General features: G+C 65.7%; 13 protein-coding genes and 1 riboswitch. Of the genes, 4 read left to right on the forward strand and 9 right to left on the reverse strand.

Translation table 11 applies throughout. The features are described 5' to 3' along the window. Positions 1 to 13 precede the first annotated feature (13 nt). The 8 genes from ACFPN1_RS10710 to ACFPN1_RS10745 form a co-directional block, all read right to left on the reverse strand. The gene (locus ACFPN1_RS10710; protein WP_386754954.1) at positions 14 to 1,264 is read right to left on the reverse strand and encodes a type II secretion system F family protein; all 1,251 of its coding nucleotides are present in this window, start codon (positions 1,262 to 1,264) and stop codon (positions 14 to 16) included. Positions 1,265 to 1,267: 3 nt separating this feature from the next. After that, positions 1,268 to 2,992, reverse strand: coding sequence for a type IV-A pilus assembly ATPase PilB (gene pilB, locus ACFPN1_RS10715; protein ID WP_386754956.1), 1,725 nt, complete (start codon positions 2,990 to 2,992; stop codon positions 1,268 to 1,270). A 193-nt stretch (positions 2,993 to 3,185) separates the two neighbouring features. Then, a complete protein-coding gene (locus ACFPN1_RS10720; protein WP_386754957.1) occupies positions 3,186 to 3,800 on the reverse strand; it encodes a methyltransferase family protein in 615 nt (204 codons plus the stop codon). Then, positions 3,797 to 5,050: an isoprenylcysteine carboxylmethyltransferase family protein gene (locus ACFPN1_RS10725; RefSeq protein ID WP_386754958.1), complete on the reverse strand. Its 1,254-nt coding sequence runs from the start codon at positions 5,048 to 5,050 to the stop codon at positions 3,797 to 3,799. Before ACFPN1_RS10725 ends, ACFPN1_RS10720 begins: the two co-directional genes overlap by 4 nt. A gap of 84 nt (positions 5,051 to 5,134) precedes the next feature. Next, positions 5,135 to 5,581 carry a pilin gene (locus ACFPN1_RS10730; protein WP_386754960.1) on the reverse strand — a complete coding sequence of 149 codons (447 nt, stop codon included), beginning with the start codon at positions 5,579 to 5,581 and terminating at the stop codon, positions 5,135 to 5,137. Positions 5,582 to 5,816: 235 nt separating this feature from the next. Further along, positions 5,817 to 6,623, reverse strand: coding sequence for a TfpX/TfpZ family type IV pilin accessory protein (tfpZ, locus tag ACFPN1_RS10735; protein ID WP_386754961.1), 807 nt, complete (start codon positions 6,621 to 6,623; stop codon positions 5,817 to 5,819). Positions 6,624 to 6,757: 134 nt separating this feature from the next. Beyond that, the gene (locus ACFPN1_RS10740) at positions 6,758 to 8,224 is read right to left on the reverse strand and encodes a sigma-54-dependent transcriptional regulator (RefSeq protein ID WP_386754962.1); all 1,467 of its coding nucleotides are present in this window, start codon (positions 8,222 to 8,224) and stop codon (positions 6,758 to 6,760) included. Positions 8,225 to 8,315: 91 nt separating this feature from the next. Then, on the reverse strand, positions 8,316 to 9,929 hold the full coding sequence (locus ACFPN1_RS10745) for a sensor histidine kinase (protein WP_386754964.1): 1,614 nt from the start codon (positions 9,927 to 9,929) through the stop codon (positions 8,316 to 8,318). A gap of 190 nt (positions 9,930 to 10,119) precedes the next feature. Here ACFPN1_RS10745 and sucC point away from each other — a divergent pair, with 190 nt between their 5' ends. The 4 genes from sucC (at position 10,120) to ACFPN1_RS10765 (ending at position 16,933) form a co-directional block, all read left to right on the forward strand. Beyond that, positions 10,120 to 11,286: an ADP-forming succinate--CoA ligase subunit beta gene (sucC, locus tag ACFPN1_RS10750; RefSeq protein WP_386754965.1), complete on the forward strand. Its 1,167-nt coding sequence runs from the start codon at positions 10,120 to 10,122 to the stop codon at positions 11,284 to 11,286. 14 nt (positions 11,287 to 11,300) lie between these two features. Beyond that, on the forward strand, positions 11,301 to 12,176 hold the full coding sequence (gene sucD / locus ACFPN1_RS10755; RefSeq protein WP_386754966.1) for a succinate--CoA ligase subunit alpha: 876 nt from the start codon (positions 11,301 to 11,303) through the stop codon (positions 12,174 to 12,176). 407 nt (positions 12,177 to 12,583) lie between these two features. Further along, positions 12,584 to 13,672, forward strand: coding sequence for a DNA topoisomerase IB (locus ACFPN1_RS10760; protein ID WP_386754968.1), 1,089 nt, complete (start codon positions 12,584 to 12,586; stop codon positions 13,670 to 13,672). A 276-nt stretch (positions 13,673 to 13,948) separates the two neighbouring features. Then, a riboswitch (cobalamin riboswitch) is annotated at positions 13,949 to 14,191 on the forward strand. Between the two features lie 417 nt (positions 14,192 to 14,608). Next, positions 14,609 to 16,933, forward strand: coding sequence for a ribonucleoside-diphosphate reductase subunit alpha (locus ACFPN1_RS10765; protein ID WP_386755250.1), 2,325 nt, complete (start codon positions 14,609 to 14,611; stop codon positions 16,931 to 16,933). Between the two features lie 39 nt (positions 16,934 to 16,972). On the opposite strand, the gene ACFPN1_RS10770 is transcribed toward ACFPN1_RS10765, so the two are convergent. Then, a complete protein-coding gene (locus tag ACFPN1_RS10770) occupies positions 16,973 to 17,326 on the reverse strand; it encodes a four helix bundle protein (protein WP_386754969.1) in 354 nt (117 codons plus the stop codon). Between the last annotated feature and the right edge of the window lie 7 nt (positions 17,327 to 17,333).

The raw sequence follows: 17,333 nt of genomic DNA on the forward strand, positions 1-17,333 counted from the left end.
AGAGTCCCCGTTATCAGCCCACGACCGCGCCGAGCTTGAAGATCGGCAGGTACATGGCGATGACCATGCCGCCCACGACCGTGCCCAGGAACACCATGATCATGGGCTCGATGAGGCTCGAGAGTGCGTCGACCGCGTTGTTGACTTCCTGCTCGTAGAACTCGGCGACCTTGAACAGCATGGTGTCCAGCGCACCTGCTTCTTCGCCGATGGCCGCCATCTGGATGACCATGTGCGGGAAGAGGTTGACCTGCTTCATCGCCATGTTGAGCTGATACCCGACCGACACGTCGTCGCGAATCCGATAGATGGCCTTTTCGTAGATCTTGCTGCCGGTAGCGCCGGCGACGGAGTCGAGCGCTTCCACCAGCGGCACGCCGGCCTTGAAGGTCACCGCCAGCGTGCGCGCGAAGCGGGCGATGGCGGAATTGTGCAGGATCTGGCCGATGACCGGGATCTTGAGCACCGCCCGGTCGAGGAAGTCGGCGAATGCCTGCGACCGCTTCTTGAGCATGATCAGGCCGACGCCGGTACCCACGGCGACGATCAGCATCAGCCACCACCAGCTGACCATGAACCGGCTCATGCTGACGACCACTTGAGTCAGGGCCGGCAGGTCGGCGCCGAAGTTCTTGAACACGTCCTCGAAGGTCGGGACCACGAAGATCAGGAGGATCGCGCTGACGATGATCGCGACCGCAACCACCATGGCGGGATAGAACAGCGCCTTCTTGATCTTGCCTTTCAGCGCTTCGATGTTTTCCTTGTAAGTCGCGACCGTGTCCAGCACGGTCTCCAGCACGCCCGCTGCTTCGCCCGCCTTGACGAGGTTGCGGAAGAGTTGGTCGAACTGCACCGGATGCCTCCCCAGTGCCTCGTAGAGCGAAGAGCCGCCCTGGATGTCCTCGCGGATGGCGTTCACGAGGTTCTTCATCCTTGGGTTCTTCTGACCCCCAGCGATGATCTCCAGGGCCTGCACGATGGGCACGCCGGACTTGATCATGGTCGCGATCTGACGACTGAAAACAGCAATGTCGCCAGGAGTAATCGTCTTGCCGGCGCCCCCGAATAGCGGTTTGCCCTTGACCTTGACCACCTGAGGGGTGATGCCTTGGCGACGCAATTCGGCACGAACCATGTTCGCCGTCTTGGCGGACTGCTCGCCCTTCATCTTGATGCCGCGTTTGTCGGTGCCCTCCCAGACGAAAGTCTGAAGGGAGTCGAGGCGGACGGTGGCCTTGGCAGCGGTACGGGATGCGGACATGGTTTAGTCCTTGGTGACTCGGTTGATTTCGGCGAGGCTGGTGATGCCGTTCTTGACCTTGAGGAGGGCGGACTGGCGCAGGTCGCGGATGCCTGCCTTCTGGGCCGCTTCGCCGATTTTCATCGCGTTGCCGCCTTCCAGGACGATGGCCTGGATCTCCTCGCTCATCGGCATCACCTGGTAGATGCCGGTGCGGCCCTTGAAGCCCTCGGTACAGTCGGGGCACCCAACGGCCTCGTAAACCTTGAGGCCGGCGGCAATTTCCTCGTGGGTGAAGCCTTCTGCGAGCAGCGCATGCTCGGGAACGTGCACTTCGCGCTTGCAGTCGTGCAGGCGCCGGGCGAGGCGCTGCGCGATCACCAGCGTCACCGACGAGGTGATGTTGAAGGGCGCCACGCCCATGTTCATGAGGCGGGCGATGGTCTGCGGCGCGTCGTTGGTGTGCAGCGTCGACAGCACCATGTGGCCGGTCTGCGCCGCCTTGACGGCAATCTCGGCGGTCTCGAGGTCGCGGATTTCGCCGACCATGATCACGTCCGGGTCCTGGCGCAGGAAGCTGCGCAGCGCCGCGGCGAAGGTCATGCCGCGCTTGACGTTCATCTGCACCTGGTTGATGCCCGGTACACGAATTTCGACCGGATCCTCGACCGTGGAGATGTTGCGCTGCTCGTCGTTGAGGATGTTCAGCGCGGTATACAGCGAGACGGTCTTGCCGGAGCCGGTCGGGCCGGTGACCAGCACCATCCCGTACGGCTTCTGGATGGCATCGAGAAACAGGCGCTTCTGGTCATCCTCGTAACCGAGCTTGTCGATGCCCAGCTTGGCCGCGCCGGCATCGAGGATACGCAGCACGATCTTCTCGCCGAACAGCGTGGGCAGCGTGCTGACGCGGAAGTCGATCTGCTTGGTCTTGCTCAGGTTGAGCTTGATGCGGCCGTCCTGCGGCACGCGCTTCTCGGCGATATCCAGCTGCGCCATGACCTTCAGGCGCGCGGCGATGCGCTGCGACAGCTTGACCGGCACCTTCGCCACCTGCTTGAGCAGGCCGTCGATGCGCAGGCGCACGCGGTATTCGGTTTCGTAGGGCTCGAAGTGGATGTCCGACGCGCCGCGGCGGATCGCATCCACCAGGACCTTGTTGACGAACTTGACGACCGGGGTGTCGTCGCCCTTGGCGTCGACGCCGCTTTCGCCCAGGTCCTCCTCGCCGCCGCTGACCTCGAGCTTCTCGAAGTCTTCGGACTCGCCCATCGCCTCGTTGAGGGCGTCGGCGGTGGCCAGCCATTGCTCGATGGTCCGATGGATCTTGTCGGCATCGACGAGGATGGCCTCGACCGCCATGTTGCTCTGGAACTTGATCTCGTCCAGGGCCTGGGTGTTGGTCGGGTCGGAGATGCCGATGTACAGCTTGTTGCCGCGCTTGAACAGCGGCAGCACGCTGTGCCGGCGGACCAGTTCCTCGTCGACGAGCTTGATGGCCGACTGGTTGGGATCCAGCGCGAGCACATCGAACAGCGGCACGCCGAACTCGTGCGAGTTCGCCGCGGCCAGCTGGGCCATCGATACCAGGCGCTTTTCGCTGAGATAGGTCGCGAGCGGCTTGCGCTCGGCCGTTGCTGCAGCCATGGCCTCGCGGGCGGGCTGTTCCTCCAGAGCGCCGTCCAGCACCAGTCGCCGGGCGATACCCGTAATTCCAACCAAGTTGGCCGAACTGGTAACGACGCTCATTTTTGCCTTCCCCAAGGCGCGCTCGCACAACTCAACGTAAAGTGGCGCAAAAATGGGCCGGATACAACCGCCGTTAGCCGCCTCTTGACGAATGGGAGGCGCTCGGGAGCCTTGCATTTAGCAGTTTGTGACTAAATTGACAAACGGCGCCAGCGCCGGCGCTCACAGGCAACCCGAAGAAGATTCCGTCTGTCTAGAGGATCCCGGGGATGACCCGGTACCTGGTCGTCAGGAGATAGGCGGCGTACTCCGGGTCCGCGGAAAGCAATCGTTCCTCCCTCGCGATCCTTATCGCCTGGAAGAAATAGAGGGTGGCGAAAAGCAGGGCATTGCGAAGGGACCAGTTGCCCAGCAAGAAGCCCATGTGACCGATGAAGTATCCGAGGTAGATGGGATGCCGAATCCACCGGTAGGGTCCGCTGGTCACAATGCCGTGGTTTGCGGGAAGTAAACCGAACGACCGGCCGAGGTGGATCTTGGAATACAGCTGCAGAAGGATTCCTGAGGCTTGGACCACGGCTGCCACGTGGACAGGTACAAGGTGCGGGCCTTCATCTAGGTAAATGAAGGCGAAGTAATAGGTGGCCAGGAAGGTGCTGAGAAGGGACAAGCCATCGAACGAAGTGCTCTTGCTGGGGCGCGCGAACAGGTAGATGGCGACCGTCAGCGTTTCGGCTGCGGCCAGCAACGCGAGGTTCAGCGACGGGTGCGCGGTGAACGCCAAGGCGACGCGGTGGACGAAATACGCGAGACCGATTGCCGGCAGTAGGCGGATCAGAAGCTCGATCTTTGGAGACAGGCGCATCATGCTTCACGCAGTGGGGCGGGCAAGAACTTTCTTTTGATACGCGGCAGAAATCCGTGTTGCTCAATCCAATTGCAATAGCTTTGGTACGTCGGGTCGCTCATCAGGTGCCGCTCCTCGGTCTTTGCGCGCACCACGTAAATGATTCCAAGGGCGAGCAGTGCCGCACAATTGGCGAGCGCAGCAACTGGGCCGGACGTCGAGATAAAGGGGATCGAAATTAGCCACCAAGCCAGGTTCTTCCCGAGGTAGGACGGGTGCTTGAACCAGCTATAGGGCCCGGAGGTAATGATGCCTCGATTGGTCAGATTCGAGAATCGAGGCCCGAAAGCAACGGTCGCCCACGCATAGAGTCCGGTCGCCGACAGGATCGCGACGGCCCACAAGGCTGTCAGTACCGGATACCCGTGCAGCCAGGAGATCCAGTCGTACCCGTCATCGTAGGAAAGCCAACGATGCAGGATCAACACATTGAGAGGTGGATAGCAGACCAGGGCTGCTGCCCAGCCCAACACGGTAGGTTCAGTGGAACGGATGTGTGCGCCTATTCTGCGCGAAGTGGAGCAGTAGCCGATCGTTGCAAACGCCGTGTCCACAGCGAAGAGCGACTGATAGACCATTGCGTAGACTTTCCACCATCCGTGTTTTCCCGGGTCCGGATCGAATGCGTTATGCAGGAATGCATACACGCTGCTGATCATGATGGGCAGGTAGAAGGCCTTGACCATCCAGCCCAGGACAGCTTGGCGGTCATTGGTCGAGAACCTGCGACGGGTTGCGTGCGTGAGAGCCAGCCCCAGCGATTCAAGTGAGTCTCGACCAAGCCCGCGAGGAGCCCGCAGCAATATCCACAAGGCCCAGCCTGCAGCCAGAGGCGCGGCGACCGGCAACAGCTGCATGAGGCCGGAGATGTAATCGGCGGAGAATTGTCGGAACGCGTGGAAGGTCAGCGATAGCGCGAACAGAAATCCCATCAACCCCAACAAGCGCAGGCGAAACCGCCAATTGTGCGTGCCTGGAGTCAGCGCGCTCCGCAGGGTATTCGCCCTTCGCGCGGGGCGCGGGAACCGGCGCAACTCCATCCACCACATGGGGAGAGCGCAAGCCATCAGGAATAACACGGTGCCCAGTATGGGCGATGGCCTGAAGACCAGGATCATCAGCCAGGCAGCGAGTGCGCCGGTTGCGCCGGCCAGGCTCACTCTCCCCGGCACAGCGGTTTCTGGTTTGCCGTTCAAGCTGGTGTCGCCCATATCGGATATCAAAAAGAAAGAGGGAGCACAAAGGCTCCCTCCCTCAGGCAGACCGGATAATCAGACTCCGATCGTATCTACGTATTAACCACCAGCAGCGGCAGCAGCAGCCGCAGCAGCGCCCTGGCAGGTGCTCGGACGGTACTTGGCCGGGATGGTGCCGGCGCAGACCCAGTCAACCTGGCCATTGGCAGCCTTGGTGCCGGTCAGGGTGATCGTGCCGCCGTTGGCGGTGCCGCCGAGGTTGTTGGTGCCGGTGGCGGTGATCACGCCGTTCGCATAGGCCACCGAAGCAACGTACTTCGAAGCCTGCGTTTCGACGTTGGCGGTCGCCGGCATGCCAGCGGCCGGGTCAGCGGCGGCGGCTTCGGCAACCGTGGTACGGGCGCCCGAGGCGGCGGTCAGAACTTCCGAAACGCGCGAGCGGACCAGGTAGTCCTGGTAGGCCGGCAGCGCGATGGCGGCCAGGATGGCGATGATCGCGACGACGATCATCAGTTCGATCAGCGTAAAGCCCTGCTGCTTCTTCATGGTGTTTCCCCTAGGAGTGGTTGATTCACGTGCCGCACGGTCCGGCGTATCGGTCCGTTGGGCAGCCGTGCAGTGCTGCACGTGCAGGAAATGTATACGCACGGCGCGTGCCAATACCACCTTCCCGACGTTCGTTTATCAAAGTGGGTGGACCGTCACGTCCTTTGCGGCGGCTTCGCCCGGCGACAGCAATGCCAGTGCCGTTTTTTGTCATTAACGGACGAATATCGTCACATCATTGAGGTTGTTCCTGGCTTTTTGCCTTTCCGTCGCTCTTCCGTAGCTCCAGGAGGACGGGCCAGGGGTCGATTGCCAAGGGCTTGAGGGGCGCCGCCGTTCTCGAGTCGACCAGCATCGTCGCTTCGCCGCGATTGGAGCTGATGGGTACCACGCGCAGTCGTCCGGGAACGCGGGCGGTGTCCTGCATTGCCGAGGCGAACTGCGCAGCATCCGTGCCATGCAGGTGGCGGGCGAAGCTGGCCGCCGGTACGGAGTGGGAGAGCAATTCCGACGCGCCGGCGGAGAACGGAGCGTAGTACTCGGGCATCAGGTGCAGGTCCTTGCCGGTGTCCAGGGTCAGGAACAGGAGGTCCTCGCGCTTCTTTTGGTCGCGGGGCAACACGGCCGCAATCGTCTCCACGTTGAGCCACGGCAGACTGCGGTATTGCCGCGGCCCTTTGGCCAGATCCGCCGGCTCGAGCTCATTGGCGAACACCATTCGGAACCGGTCGACCAGGGCGACCATGTAGACCGGCCGGGACTGCCAGACCGTACTCAGGCCGTAACCCATCGCAACGACCTGCAGGAGCGCGATGACGGTCAGGTCGAATTTCAGGCCCTTCTTGCCTCGTTTGTAGATGATCAGGGTCATCAGCGGCCCCATGGTCACGTCGACACCGGCGATGATCAGCAGGAGCTTGTCGGCATTTGCCATCTGGAACAGACCCGGCGGGTACCAGCACCAGACGAGCACGGTGGCGATGACGGTAAGGACGAGAACGCTCAGGGTGAGGTGGATGGCGGAGGCTTTCCAACGGTTCATGGCGGTAAACAGGTTGAGAAAGTTGGGTTGGGAAAGTTGCCGCAGCAGCGGCCGGAGTGGGGGTGCTAAAAAATAAACAAAAAAGGACGCGATGGAATCGCGTCCTTTTTTTCAGGCGGCGCCGCGCCCGGGAATCAATCGATCCCGAGCTTCTTCAACTTGTACCGCAGCGCCCGGAAGGTGATACCCAGGGCCGCGGCGGTGCGGGTCTTGTTGAAGCGGTTTTCCTGCAGCGCCTGCTCGATTGCCTGGCGCTCCATGGCCTCGATGTATTCGGGCAGGCGGCTGCTGGCGGTGTCGCGGGGGTTGAGGGCGCGGGGATCGATCGCCGGGGTGCCGGCGGTGCCGTGGTTCGCGGCCGCTGCGGCATGGGAGACGAGACCGCTGGGCGGTGCGCCGAACACGGCCGAGTGTCCGGCCGCGATGGCGGCAGCGGTGGCCGGTTGCGGCTGGGGCAGGCGCAGGTCTTCGGCCTCGATCACGTCGCCGTCGGCGAGGGCGAGGGCGCGTTCGAGGATGTTTTCCAGTTCGCGCACGTTGCCCGGGAACGGATGTCCGCGCAGGGCGTCCAGGGCGGCGGGCGACAGGGTCGGGATGGGCCGGCCCTGGGCGCCGGCCAGGCGGGTCAGCACGCGCTCGGCCAGGCCGGGCAAGTCCTCGAGGCGCTCGCGCAGCGGCGGCACGCGCAGCTCGATGACGTTGATGCGGTAGTAGAGGTCGTGGCGGAAGCGGCCGTCCTCGGTCAGCGCGGCGAGGTTCTTGTGGGTCGCCGAGAGGATCCGGACGTCCACGTTGACTTCGCTGTTGGCGCCGACCGGGCGGATCGACTTTTCCTGGATCGCGCGCAGCAGCTTGACCTGCATGGCGAGCGGGAGCTCGGCGACCTCGTCGAGGAACAGCGTGCCGCCGTCGGCCGCCTGGAACAGGCCCGGCTTGTCGGCGTGCGCGCCGGTGAAGCTGCCCTTCTTGTGGCCGAAGAACTCGCTTTCCATCAGTTCGGCCGGGATCGCGCCGCAGTTGACCGGCACGAACGGACCGCTGGCGCGCGGGCCCTGCTCGTGGATGGTGCGGGCGGTGAGTTCCTTGCCGACGCCGGATTCGCCTGCGATGTAAACCGGCGCCTGGCTGCGCGCGACCTTGGCGATGGTCTGGCGCAGGGTGGCGATGGCGGGCGAGTCGCCGTAGAAGCGGGTGGCCACCAGATCGTTGGCGGCGGGGGTGCGGCGCTTCTCGCGCAGGTCCAGCGCATGGCGGACCAGGTCGCGCAGCACGGGGAGGTCCACCGGCTTGGCGACGAAATCGAAGGCGCCGGCCTTCAGCGCTTCCACCGCGGCTTCGACGTTGCCGAAGGCGGTGATCATGGCCACCGGCGTGTTGGCGTGCTTCTGGCTGATCTCGGCGACCAGATCCATGCCCGAGCCGTCGGGCAGGCGCATGTCGGTGAGGCACAGGTCGTAGACGTTGCGCGCGAGCTGCGCGCGCGCATCGCCCAGGGTGGCGGCGGTGTCGCATCGCAGGCCCATGCGGCCCAGCGTCATGACGAGCAGTTCGCGGATATCGCGCTCGTCGTCGACTATCAATGCACTGCGTGTATCGGTCATCCGCCCCTCCGCGCGCCGACACGATAGCGGAACGAGGCCGCGGGGGCCAAGCGGCGCGCGTCGCGGTTTTGCTGAATGGTTGTGGCCCGGCTCACGCGTGTCCGCCCATCAGCGGGCTCGGCGTGGGCAGGCCGATGCGGAAACAGGCGCCGCCGCCGGGCATCGCGACGTACTCCAGGCTGGCCTGGTTGGCGCGGCACAGCTCGCGCGCGATGTAGAGCCCCAGCCCGGTGCCGTGCCCGGAGGTGGTGAAGAAGGGGCGGAACAACTGGCTGACCACGGACTCGGGGACGCCGGGGCCGCGGTCGCGCACGTCGATGATCGGCGCGCCGCTGTCGTCCACCGAGACCCGCACGGTGACCTGGGCGGGCTGCCCGGGCATGCGCCCGTAGGTGAGCGCGTTGTAGACCAGCGCGGTCAGGACCTGATGCAGCTGCCGCGGATCGATCAGCGTGTTGACCGCCGTCGGCGTGCCCGCCACCCGCACCGTGTCCTGTTCGAGCGGATGGCTGGCGGCGTATTCCTCGACGAAGCGCCGGGTGAACGACATCAGCTCGACGTGCTCGGGCTTGGCCGAATCCCGGCGCGCCAGCCCCAGCACGTTGTCGACGATGCCGTTCATGCGCTTGCCCTGTTCCCGGACGATCTCGAGCAGGCGCTGGTCGGCCGTCGGCAGATCCTTGGATTCCTCCAGCAGTTGCACGGCGTAGTTGATCGCCGCGAGCGGATTGCGAATCTCGTGCGCCAGGCTCGCGGAGAAGCGGCCCAGCGTCGCCAGGGTCATGGATTCGGCCTGGCGCGAGACGATGCTGGTGTCGTCGAGGAAGATCAGCACCTGCTCGCTGCCCGCACGCAGCCGGGTGAAGCGCGGCACGACTTCGGGCAGATCCATGGCCAGCTGCAGCGGGCTGTCGTCGGCGCGACCGGTTTCGCGCCAAGCGGCCAGGCGTCTGGCCAGCGCGGGCGCCGCCAGCAGCAGGTCGCGACCCTCGCCGGGGTGGCTGCCGGTGTCGCTCAGCAGCAGCATCGCCGCTTCGTTGGCCAGGCGCAGGTGGTTGCGGCCGTCGACCAGCAGCACGCCGGTGCGCAGCCGGCGGATGATCAGTTCGTTGACTTCGGCCAGCGAGGCCGCATCCGCCCCGCGTTGCTCGGCCAGGTCGACGCTCTCGCGCATCTGCCGGCCCAGGATGTTGGTCAGCGTGGCCACCGCGAGATAGCCGGTGGCGAACATCAGCGGTTCGCCGATGCCATGGACGTCGGGATTGCCGTCGATGCTCAGGAAGTATTCGACCAGCAGGCCGCACGCCGCGATCCCGGCGATGCCCACCCCCAGCCGCGTGGGCAGCAGCAGAGCCGCGGCGCCGACGTTGAACATCAGCATCAGCACGATGCCCGCGCGCGTACCGGGCATCGCATACACGGCGAGGATGCCGAAGAACAGGTCGAAGGCGACCCCGACCAGCGCCTGCAACTGCAGTTCGCCACGCCGCCGGATCACGAACAGGACCAGGGCGACGAACAGCGAACTGACCGCCGTCGCCTTGGCCACGCCTTCGTCGCGCGGCTCGGAGATGTACTCGCGGATCGGGCTGAACAACAGGAAGGTCAGCAGCGCCGCTTCCAGCAGCCGGTACAGGGTGAAGAAATGCAACTCGCGACGGAGCGCGCTATCGGCTTCGGCGGCGACGGCGGGGCGAGTGGCCAAGCAGGAATCCCGGGAGTGTGCGCGGACCGAGTATAGGCAGTGCGCAAGCTGGCGGTTGCGCGCCCGGGCGGGACCGGCGGTCCTGGCTTTTTGCCCCGACCGCCCCGATCGGCGACAATGCGCCCCCTCGCGCGGCGGCCCACGGCCGCGGTTTTCCAGGCGCGGGTTCTCCAATTCCCCTCGGTGACGCATGAATTTCCACGAATACCAGGCAAAGCAGCTCTTTGCCGATTACGGCATTGCGGTGCCGGCCGGGCGCGTTGCGCGCACGCCGGAAGAGGCTGTGGACGCAGCCAAGGCCATCGGTGGCGACTTCTGGGTGGTCAAGGCCCAGATCCACGCGGGCGGTCGCGGCAAGGCCGGCGGCGTGAAGCTCGCCAAGACCCTCGATGAGGTCCGCGAGTACGCCAAGGGCATGCTCGGCACGAAGATGGCCACCTACCAGACCGCCGGCGTGGAACTGCCCGTCGACAGCGTGCTGGTCACCCAGGCCACGGACATCGCCAAGGAGCTGTACCTGTCGGTGCTTGTCGACCGTTCGAGCAAGTCGGTCACCTTCATCGCCTCCGCCGAAGGCGGCATGGACATCGAGCAGGTCGCGCACGAGAAGCCGGAAGCCATCCGCACGCTGCACGTGAACTACGTGCAGGGCCTGCAGCCCTACCAGTGCCGCGACCTCGGCTTCGCCATGGGCCTCAACGCGAAGCAGGTCAACCAGCTGACCAAGATCATGCTGGGCCTGTTCAAGCTGTTCCACGAGAAGGACCTGGCCCTGGTCGAGCTCAACCCGCTCGCGATCATGACCAGCGGCGACCTCGCCGTGCTCGACGGCAAGATCAACTCCGACGACAACGCGACCTTCCGTCATCCGGAACTGGCCGCGATGCGCGACATCCGCCAGGAAGACGAGACCGAGGTCAAGGCCAGCCAGCACGACCTCAACTACGTCACCATGGACGGCAACATCGGCTGCATGGTCAACGGCGCCGGCCTCGCGATGGCGACGATGGACGTGATCTCGCTCAACGGCGGTTCGCCGGCGAACTTCCTCGACGTCGGCGGCGGCGCCACCAAGGAACGCGTGACCGAAGCCTTCAAGCTGATCCTGTCGAGCGACAAGGTGAAGGCGATCTTCGTCAACATCTTCGGCGGCATCGTCCGCTGCGACATGATCGCCGAGGGCATCATCGCCGCGGTGAAGGAAGTCGACGTCAAGGTCCCCGTGATCGTCCGCCTCGAAGGCACCAACGTGGAAGCCGGCAAGGAGCTGCTGAAGAACTCCGGCCTGGCCATCACCCCGGCCGACGACATCAACGACGGCGCGAAGAAGGCGGTTGCGGCCGTCGCCGGCAAGTAAGGAACAACGACACCATGTCCGTTTTGATCAACAAGAACACCAAGGTGATCGTGCAGGGCTTCACCGGCTCGCAGGGCACCTTCCACGCCGAGCAGATGCTCGACTACGGCACCAAGGTCGTCGGCGGCGTGACCCCGGGCAAGGGCGGCACCCAGCATCTGGGCCTGCCGGTCTTCAACACCGTGGCCGAAGCCGTCGCCGAAACCGGCGCCGATGCCTCCGTCATCTACGTCCCGCCGCCGTTCGCGGCTGACGCGATCCTGGAAGCCGCCGATGCCGGCATCAAGGTCATCGTGTGCATCACCGAGGGCATCCCGGTCCTCGACATGCTGCGCGTGAAGAACACGCTCAACGGCTACGACGACGTCGTGCTGGTCGGTCCGAACTGCCCCGGCGTGATCACCCCAGGCGAATGCAAGATCGGCATCATGCCGGGCCACATCCACAAGCCGGGCGTGGTCGGCATCGTGTCGCGCTCGGGCACGCTGACCTACGAAGCCGTGAAGCAGACCACCGACGTCGGCCTCGGCCAGTCGACCTGCATCGGCATCGGCGGCGATCCGATCAACGGCACCAACTTCATCGACGCGCTGAAGTGGTTCCAGGACGACCCGCAGACCGAAGGCATCATCATGGTCGGCGAGATCGGCGGTTCGGCCGAGGAAGAAGCGGCCGAGTTCATCAGCAAGTACGTGACCAAGCCGGTGGTCGGCTTCATCGCCGGTGCCTCCGCGCCGAAGGGCAAGCGCATGGGCCACGCCGGTGCGATCGCTTCGGGCGGCTCGGGCACGGCGGAAGGCAAGTTCGCGGCGATGGAAGCCGCCGGCGTCACCACGGTGAAGTCGCCGGGCGACCTGGGTGCGGCGATCGCCAAGCGCCTGGGCAGGTAAGCGGGGTTCGCGAGTGCAAATGGAAGCCGCCTTCGGGCGGCTTTCCTGTTTGTGGAAGCCAGCACGTCCCCTCACCCTGCGTTGCTTCGCAACGCGGTCCCTCTCCCCGCAAGCGGGGCGAGGGAGAAAGGAATCCTTTCCCGCAACAGCGGGGCGAGGGAGAAAGGAATCCTTTCCCGCAACAGCGGGGCGAGGGAGAAAGGAATCCTTCTCCCCGCAACAGCGGGGCGGGGGAGAAAGGAATCCTTCTCCCCGCAACAGCGGGGCGGGGGAGAAAGGAATCCTTCTCCCCGCAACAGCGGGGAGAAGGTGCCCGAAGGGCGGATGAGGGGCGCCGGCGAAGCCGGCGCGGTCTTCGCGCCCGGCTAATTTCGTCGCGTTGACGCCCGGGCACGGATGCTGCGTCGATGTCTTCCCGCAAGCCCGCCGCGAACAACGGCGCCATCGAAGCCGCGGCCGAATCCGCCGCACAGGGCGGCCTCGTCTACGTCCGCGATGCGGAGCCCGGCCTGCGTCGCCGCCGCGCGGGAAAAGGCTTCCGCATCCTGGATGCGCGAGGCCGGGCCGTACGCGATCGCGCCACCCTCGACCGCATCCGCGCGCTCGCCATCCCGCCCGCGTATCGCGACGTGTGGATCTGCGCGAAGCCGAACGGCCACCTGCAGGCCACCGGCCGCGACGCACGCGGACGCAAGCAGTACCGCTACCACCCGCGCTGGCGGCAGGTACGCGACGCGGAGAAATTCGACCGCATCGTCGCCTTCGGCGCCGCATTGCCGCACCTGCGCCGCCGGCTGCGGCGCGACCTTGCGCAACCGGGCCTGCCGCGCGACAAGGTGCTCGCCGTCGTCGTCGCGATCATGGCCGACACCCTGGTGCGCATCGGCAACGAGGAATACGCGCGGGGCAACAAGGCCTTCGGTTTGACGACGCTGCGCAATCGCCACGTCGAATTCCTGCGCGGCGGCCGCGCGCGGTTGCGCTTCCGCGGCAAGGGCGGGCTGGAGCACGACGTGGTGCTCGACGACAAACGCCTGGCGAAACTCGTGCAGCGCTGCCAGCAATTGCCCGGGCAGCAGTTGTTCCAGTACGAAGACGACGACGGTGTGGCGTGCCCGGTGGATTCCGGACTCGTCAACGACTACCTGCGCGATGCGATGGGCGCCGACTTCACCGCCAAGGACTTCCGCACCTGGGGCGGCACGCTGGCGGCAATGCGCCTGTTCGCGGCCCAGCCTTCGCCGGTCGATGCGGACGAACCGCCATCGCCGCGCGCGATCGCCGCCACGCGCAACGCGGTGATCGCCGAAGTCGCCAGGCAGCTGCGCAACACGCCCGCGGTCTGCCGCAGGTCGTACATCGATCCGGTGGTGCCGGACGCGTGGGAGGCCGGACGCCTGCACGCGTTCACCCGCGACGTGCGCGGCGCGCGGCAGTGGGAGCAGACCCTGCTGCGGTTCCTGCGCCGCGAGCGACGGGGCAGCGGTCGTCGGTAACGAAGGAGGCGCAGGCGCGCGGCGCCGGCATCATCCCGGGCGTCCTTCGACTCCGCGCCTGCGGCGCTACGCTCAGGACGAACGGGGTGGTAGGACCGTGGCCCGGACAAGCGAAGCGCATTCCGGCAGTTCCCGATGAAACGCACGTCGCATGCGGGAGATGCCTGCGCGGATGCGTTGATCGGCGCCGGTGTGCCGGCAGGCCCGACAGCAGCTGCCCAGGCTGGTTTGCGCAGCGCCTCAACATTTCGTGTTGACCGATCCCGGCGGCCACACTATCTTGTGGTCCGTCGATGGTGCCGACCCCGCCGGGGGAAGGCTTAAAGGGAATCCGGTGAGGTCGTCGCAACGACCGATTCCGGAGCTGCCCCGCAGCGGTAACCGGTAACGACCCGCGTCAATGGCACTGGTGCGATCCCGCAAGGGTGAGGCTGGGAAGCGACGCGCAGTAGGAACACGGCGGACCCGATCCGCCGCACGACCGGAAGCCCGAAAACCTGCCGCGACCGGAAGAGCCAGGAGTGACTGGACAGGAGTGAGAAATGAGAGGCCGCGATCCGGCTTTCTCTAACCACTCACTCCTCTCCACTCACTCCTCGCCTTCCGCCTGGCCAGGCGTCTCCGCGGGGAGCGACGGTCGACCATGCCGGGCGTGCGCGCCCGCACCGTCGCACCGTCCGCGATCCATCCCGCGTCGAAGCCGGCCCGCCCGAGGGGGCGGGGGCTGTCCGTGCGTCGTCGCGACCGGTTCTGCCGATCGCAACGCGTGCGACCGCTTTCGCTTCTTCTCCACCTTCAACGGAGAGGACAGCCATGCATACCGAAACCCTTGCCGAAGCCGAGCCCGCCGCACCGGCGCGCGAAGCCGCTTCGCCGTCTTCCACCGCGCAATCGCAGGGCAGCTTCGCCCTGACCCCGCCGCACGCGCCGGCGACGATGAGCATCACCAAGCGCGACGGCCGCCGCGAACCGGTCGACGTCAACAAGATCGTGCGCGCGGTGATGCGCTGCTGCGACGAATTGGCGGAAATAGATCCCATGCGTGTCGCGCTCAAGACCATCGCCGGCATCTACGACGGCGCGACCACGCGCGAGCTGGACGAACTGTCGATCCGCACCGCCGCCGCGTTCACCGCCGAGGAGCCGCAGTACGCCCGCCTCGCCGCGCGCCTGCTCGCGGGCTACATCGACAAGGAAGTCGCGGGGCTGGGCGTGCATTCGTTCTCGCAGTCGATCGTGCTCGGCCACGAACTGGGCCTGATCAACGACCGCGTGCGCGACACCGTCGAAGCCCACGCGCGCAAGTTCAACGACGCGATCGACGCGGCGCAGACCCAGCGCTTCGAGTACTTCGGCCTGCGCACGCTGTACGACCGCTACCTGCTGCGGCATCCGCAGCGCCGCAGCGTGATCGAGACGCCGCAGCAGTTCTTCATGCGCATCGCGGTCGCGCTGACCGAATCGCCCGGCTCCGCGCTGGAGCTGTACCGGTTGATGTCGTCGCTCGATTACATCCCCAGCTCGCCGACGCTGTTCAATTCCGGCACGCGCCACGAGCAGCTGTCGTCCTGCTTCCTGCTGGATTCGCCGCAGGATTCGCTCACCGACATCTACGCGCGCTACGGCGACGTCGCGCAGCTGTCGAAGTTCAGCGGCGGCATCGGCCAGGCGTATTCGCGGATCCGTTCGCGCGGCTCGCTGATCCGTTCCACCAACGGCCGCAGCAACGGCATCGTGCCGTGGCTGAAGACGCTGGACGCGTCGGTCGCGGCGGTGAACCAGGGCGGCAAGCGCAAGGGCGCCGCGTGCATCTACCTCGAGACCTGGCATGCCGACATCGAGGAATTCCTCGAGCTGCGCGACAACACTGGCGACGAGGCGCGCCGCACCCACAACCTCAACCTCGCCAACTGGGTCCCGGACCTGTTCATGCAGCGCGTGGAAGCCGACGGCGACTGGTCGCTGTTCGATCCATACGCGGTGCCCGAACTCGTCGACCTGTGGGGCGAGGCCTTCGAGCGCGCCTACGTGCAGGCCGAGCAGCAGGGCCTGGCGGTGCGAACGATCAAGGCGCGCGAGCTGTACGCGCGGATGATGAAGGTGCTGGGCGAAACCGGTAACGGCTGGATGACGTTCAAGGACGCGTCCAACCGCACCTGCAACCAGGTCGGCCCCGGCCGCACCGTGCACCTGTCCAACCTGTGCACGGAGATCCTCGAAGTCACCTCCGCCGACGAGACCGCGGTGTGCAACCTGGGATCGGTCAACCTCGCGCAGCACGTGGCGTACAACGAGGAGGGCAGGGCGGCGTTCGACTTCGACAAACTCGCCGAAACCGTGCGCGTCGCCGTGCGCCAGCTCGACCGGGTGATCGACCTCAACTTCTATCCGATCGAATCGGCGCGCCGTTCCAACCTGCGCTGGCGTCCGGTCGGGCTGGGGGTGATGGGCCTGCAGGACGTGTTCTTCAAGCTGCGGCTGCCGTTCGATTCGGCGGAGGCGCTGCAGCTGTCGACGCGGATCGCCGAGCGCATCTACCTGCATGCGCTGGAGGCCTCCTGCGAGCTGGCGGAGAAGTACGGCACGCATCCCTCGTTCGCGGAGACGCGCGCCGTGTCGGGCGCTCTGCAGTTCGACCTGTGGGGCGTGACGCCTACCGAAACTGCTGCGTGGGAGGCCTTGAAGCAGCGCATCGCCCGGCACGGGCTGCGCAACTCGCTGCTGATTGCCATTGCGCCGACCGCAACGATCGCCTCGATCGCCGGTTGCTACGAGTGCATCGAGCCGCAGGTGTCCAACCTGTTCAAGCGCGAGACGCTGTCGGGCGACTTCCTGCAGATCAACCGCTACCTGGTCGACGAGCTGAAGAAGCTGGGCCTGTGGACGGAGGCGACCCGCGATGCGATCAAGCTCGCCGAAGGTTCGATCCAGAACGTGCCGGGCATCCCCGACGCACTCAAGGCCGTGTACCGCACCGCGTGGGAACTGCCGCAGAAGGCGCTGATCGACCTGGCCGCCGCGCGCGGCGCGTACATCGACCAGTCGCAGTCGCTGAATCTGTTCATGGAGAGCCCGAGCATCGGCCGGCTCTCGTCCATGTACATGTACGCCTGGAAGTCGAAGCTGAAGACGACCTATTACCTGCGCTCGCGTCCGGCGACGCGCATAGCCAAGGCGACCGTCGCCGCGCCGGCGTACACGACGCAGCAGGCGCTCGCCTGTTCGCTGGAGAACCCGGAGGCCTGCGAGGCCTGCCAATAGGGCAGGAGTCAGGGGAGAGGAGTGAGAAAAGAGAGGGATTCACGCCTTTCTGGTAGCTCTGCGCAGCGAGGTCAGCATGCGGCTGACCTCGTCCAGCCTGGATCTGACTTCCTGGGTTGCGGACTCCGGAAACCAGCCCAGGCGCTCGCACAGGGTGATCAGGGTTTCGAGTTCGGCGGCGGATCCCTGTGCTATGGCCAGGAACTGCGCCTTCTCCTTCCGGGACTCCCGCGTCCACCCTTCGGCGACGTTGCATGCAACAGAAACCGAAGCACGCGTGATCTGGGACCTCACGCCAAACGCCTCCTCGCGCGGAAGGCGTTGAACCAATCCGTAAACCCCCTGGGCGACTTCCATCGCCCTATGCCAAAGCACAGTCTTCCGATAATGCATCCCGAGG

Origin of the sequence: Lysobacter yangpyeongensis (genome assembly GCF_042655745.1) — a bacterium.
Taxonomy (GTDB): domain Bacteria; phylum Pseudomonadota; class Gammaproteobacteria; order Xanthomonadales; family Xanthomonadaceae; genus Agrilutibacter; species Agrilutibacter yangpyeongensis.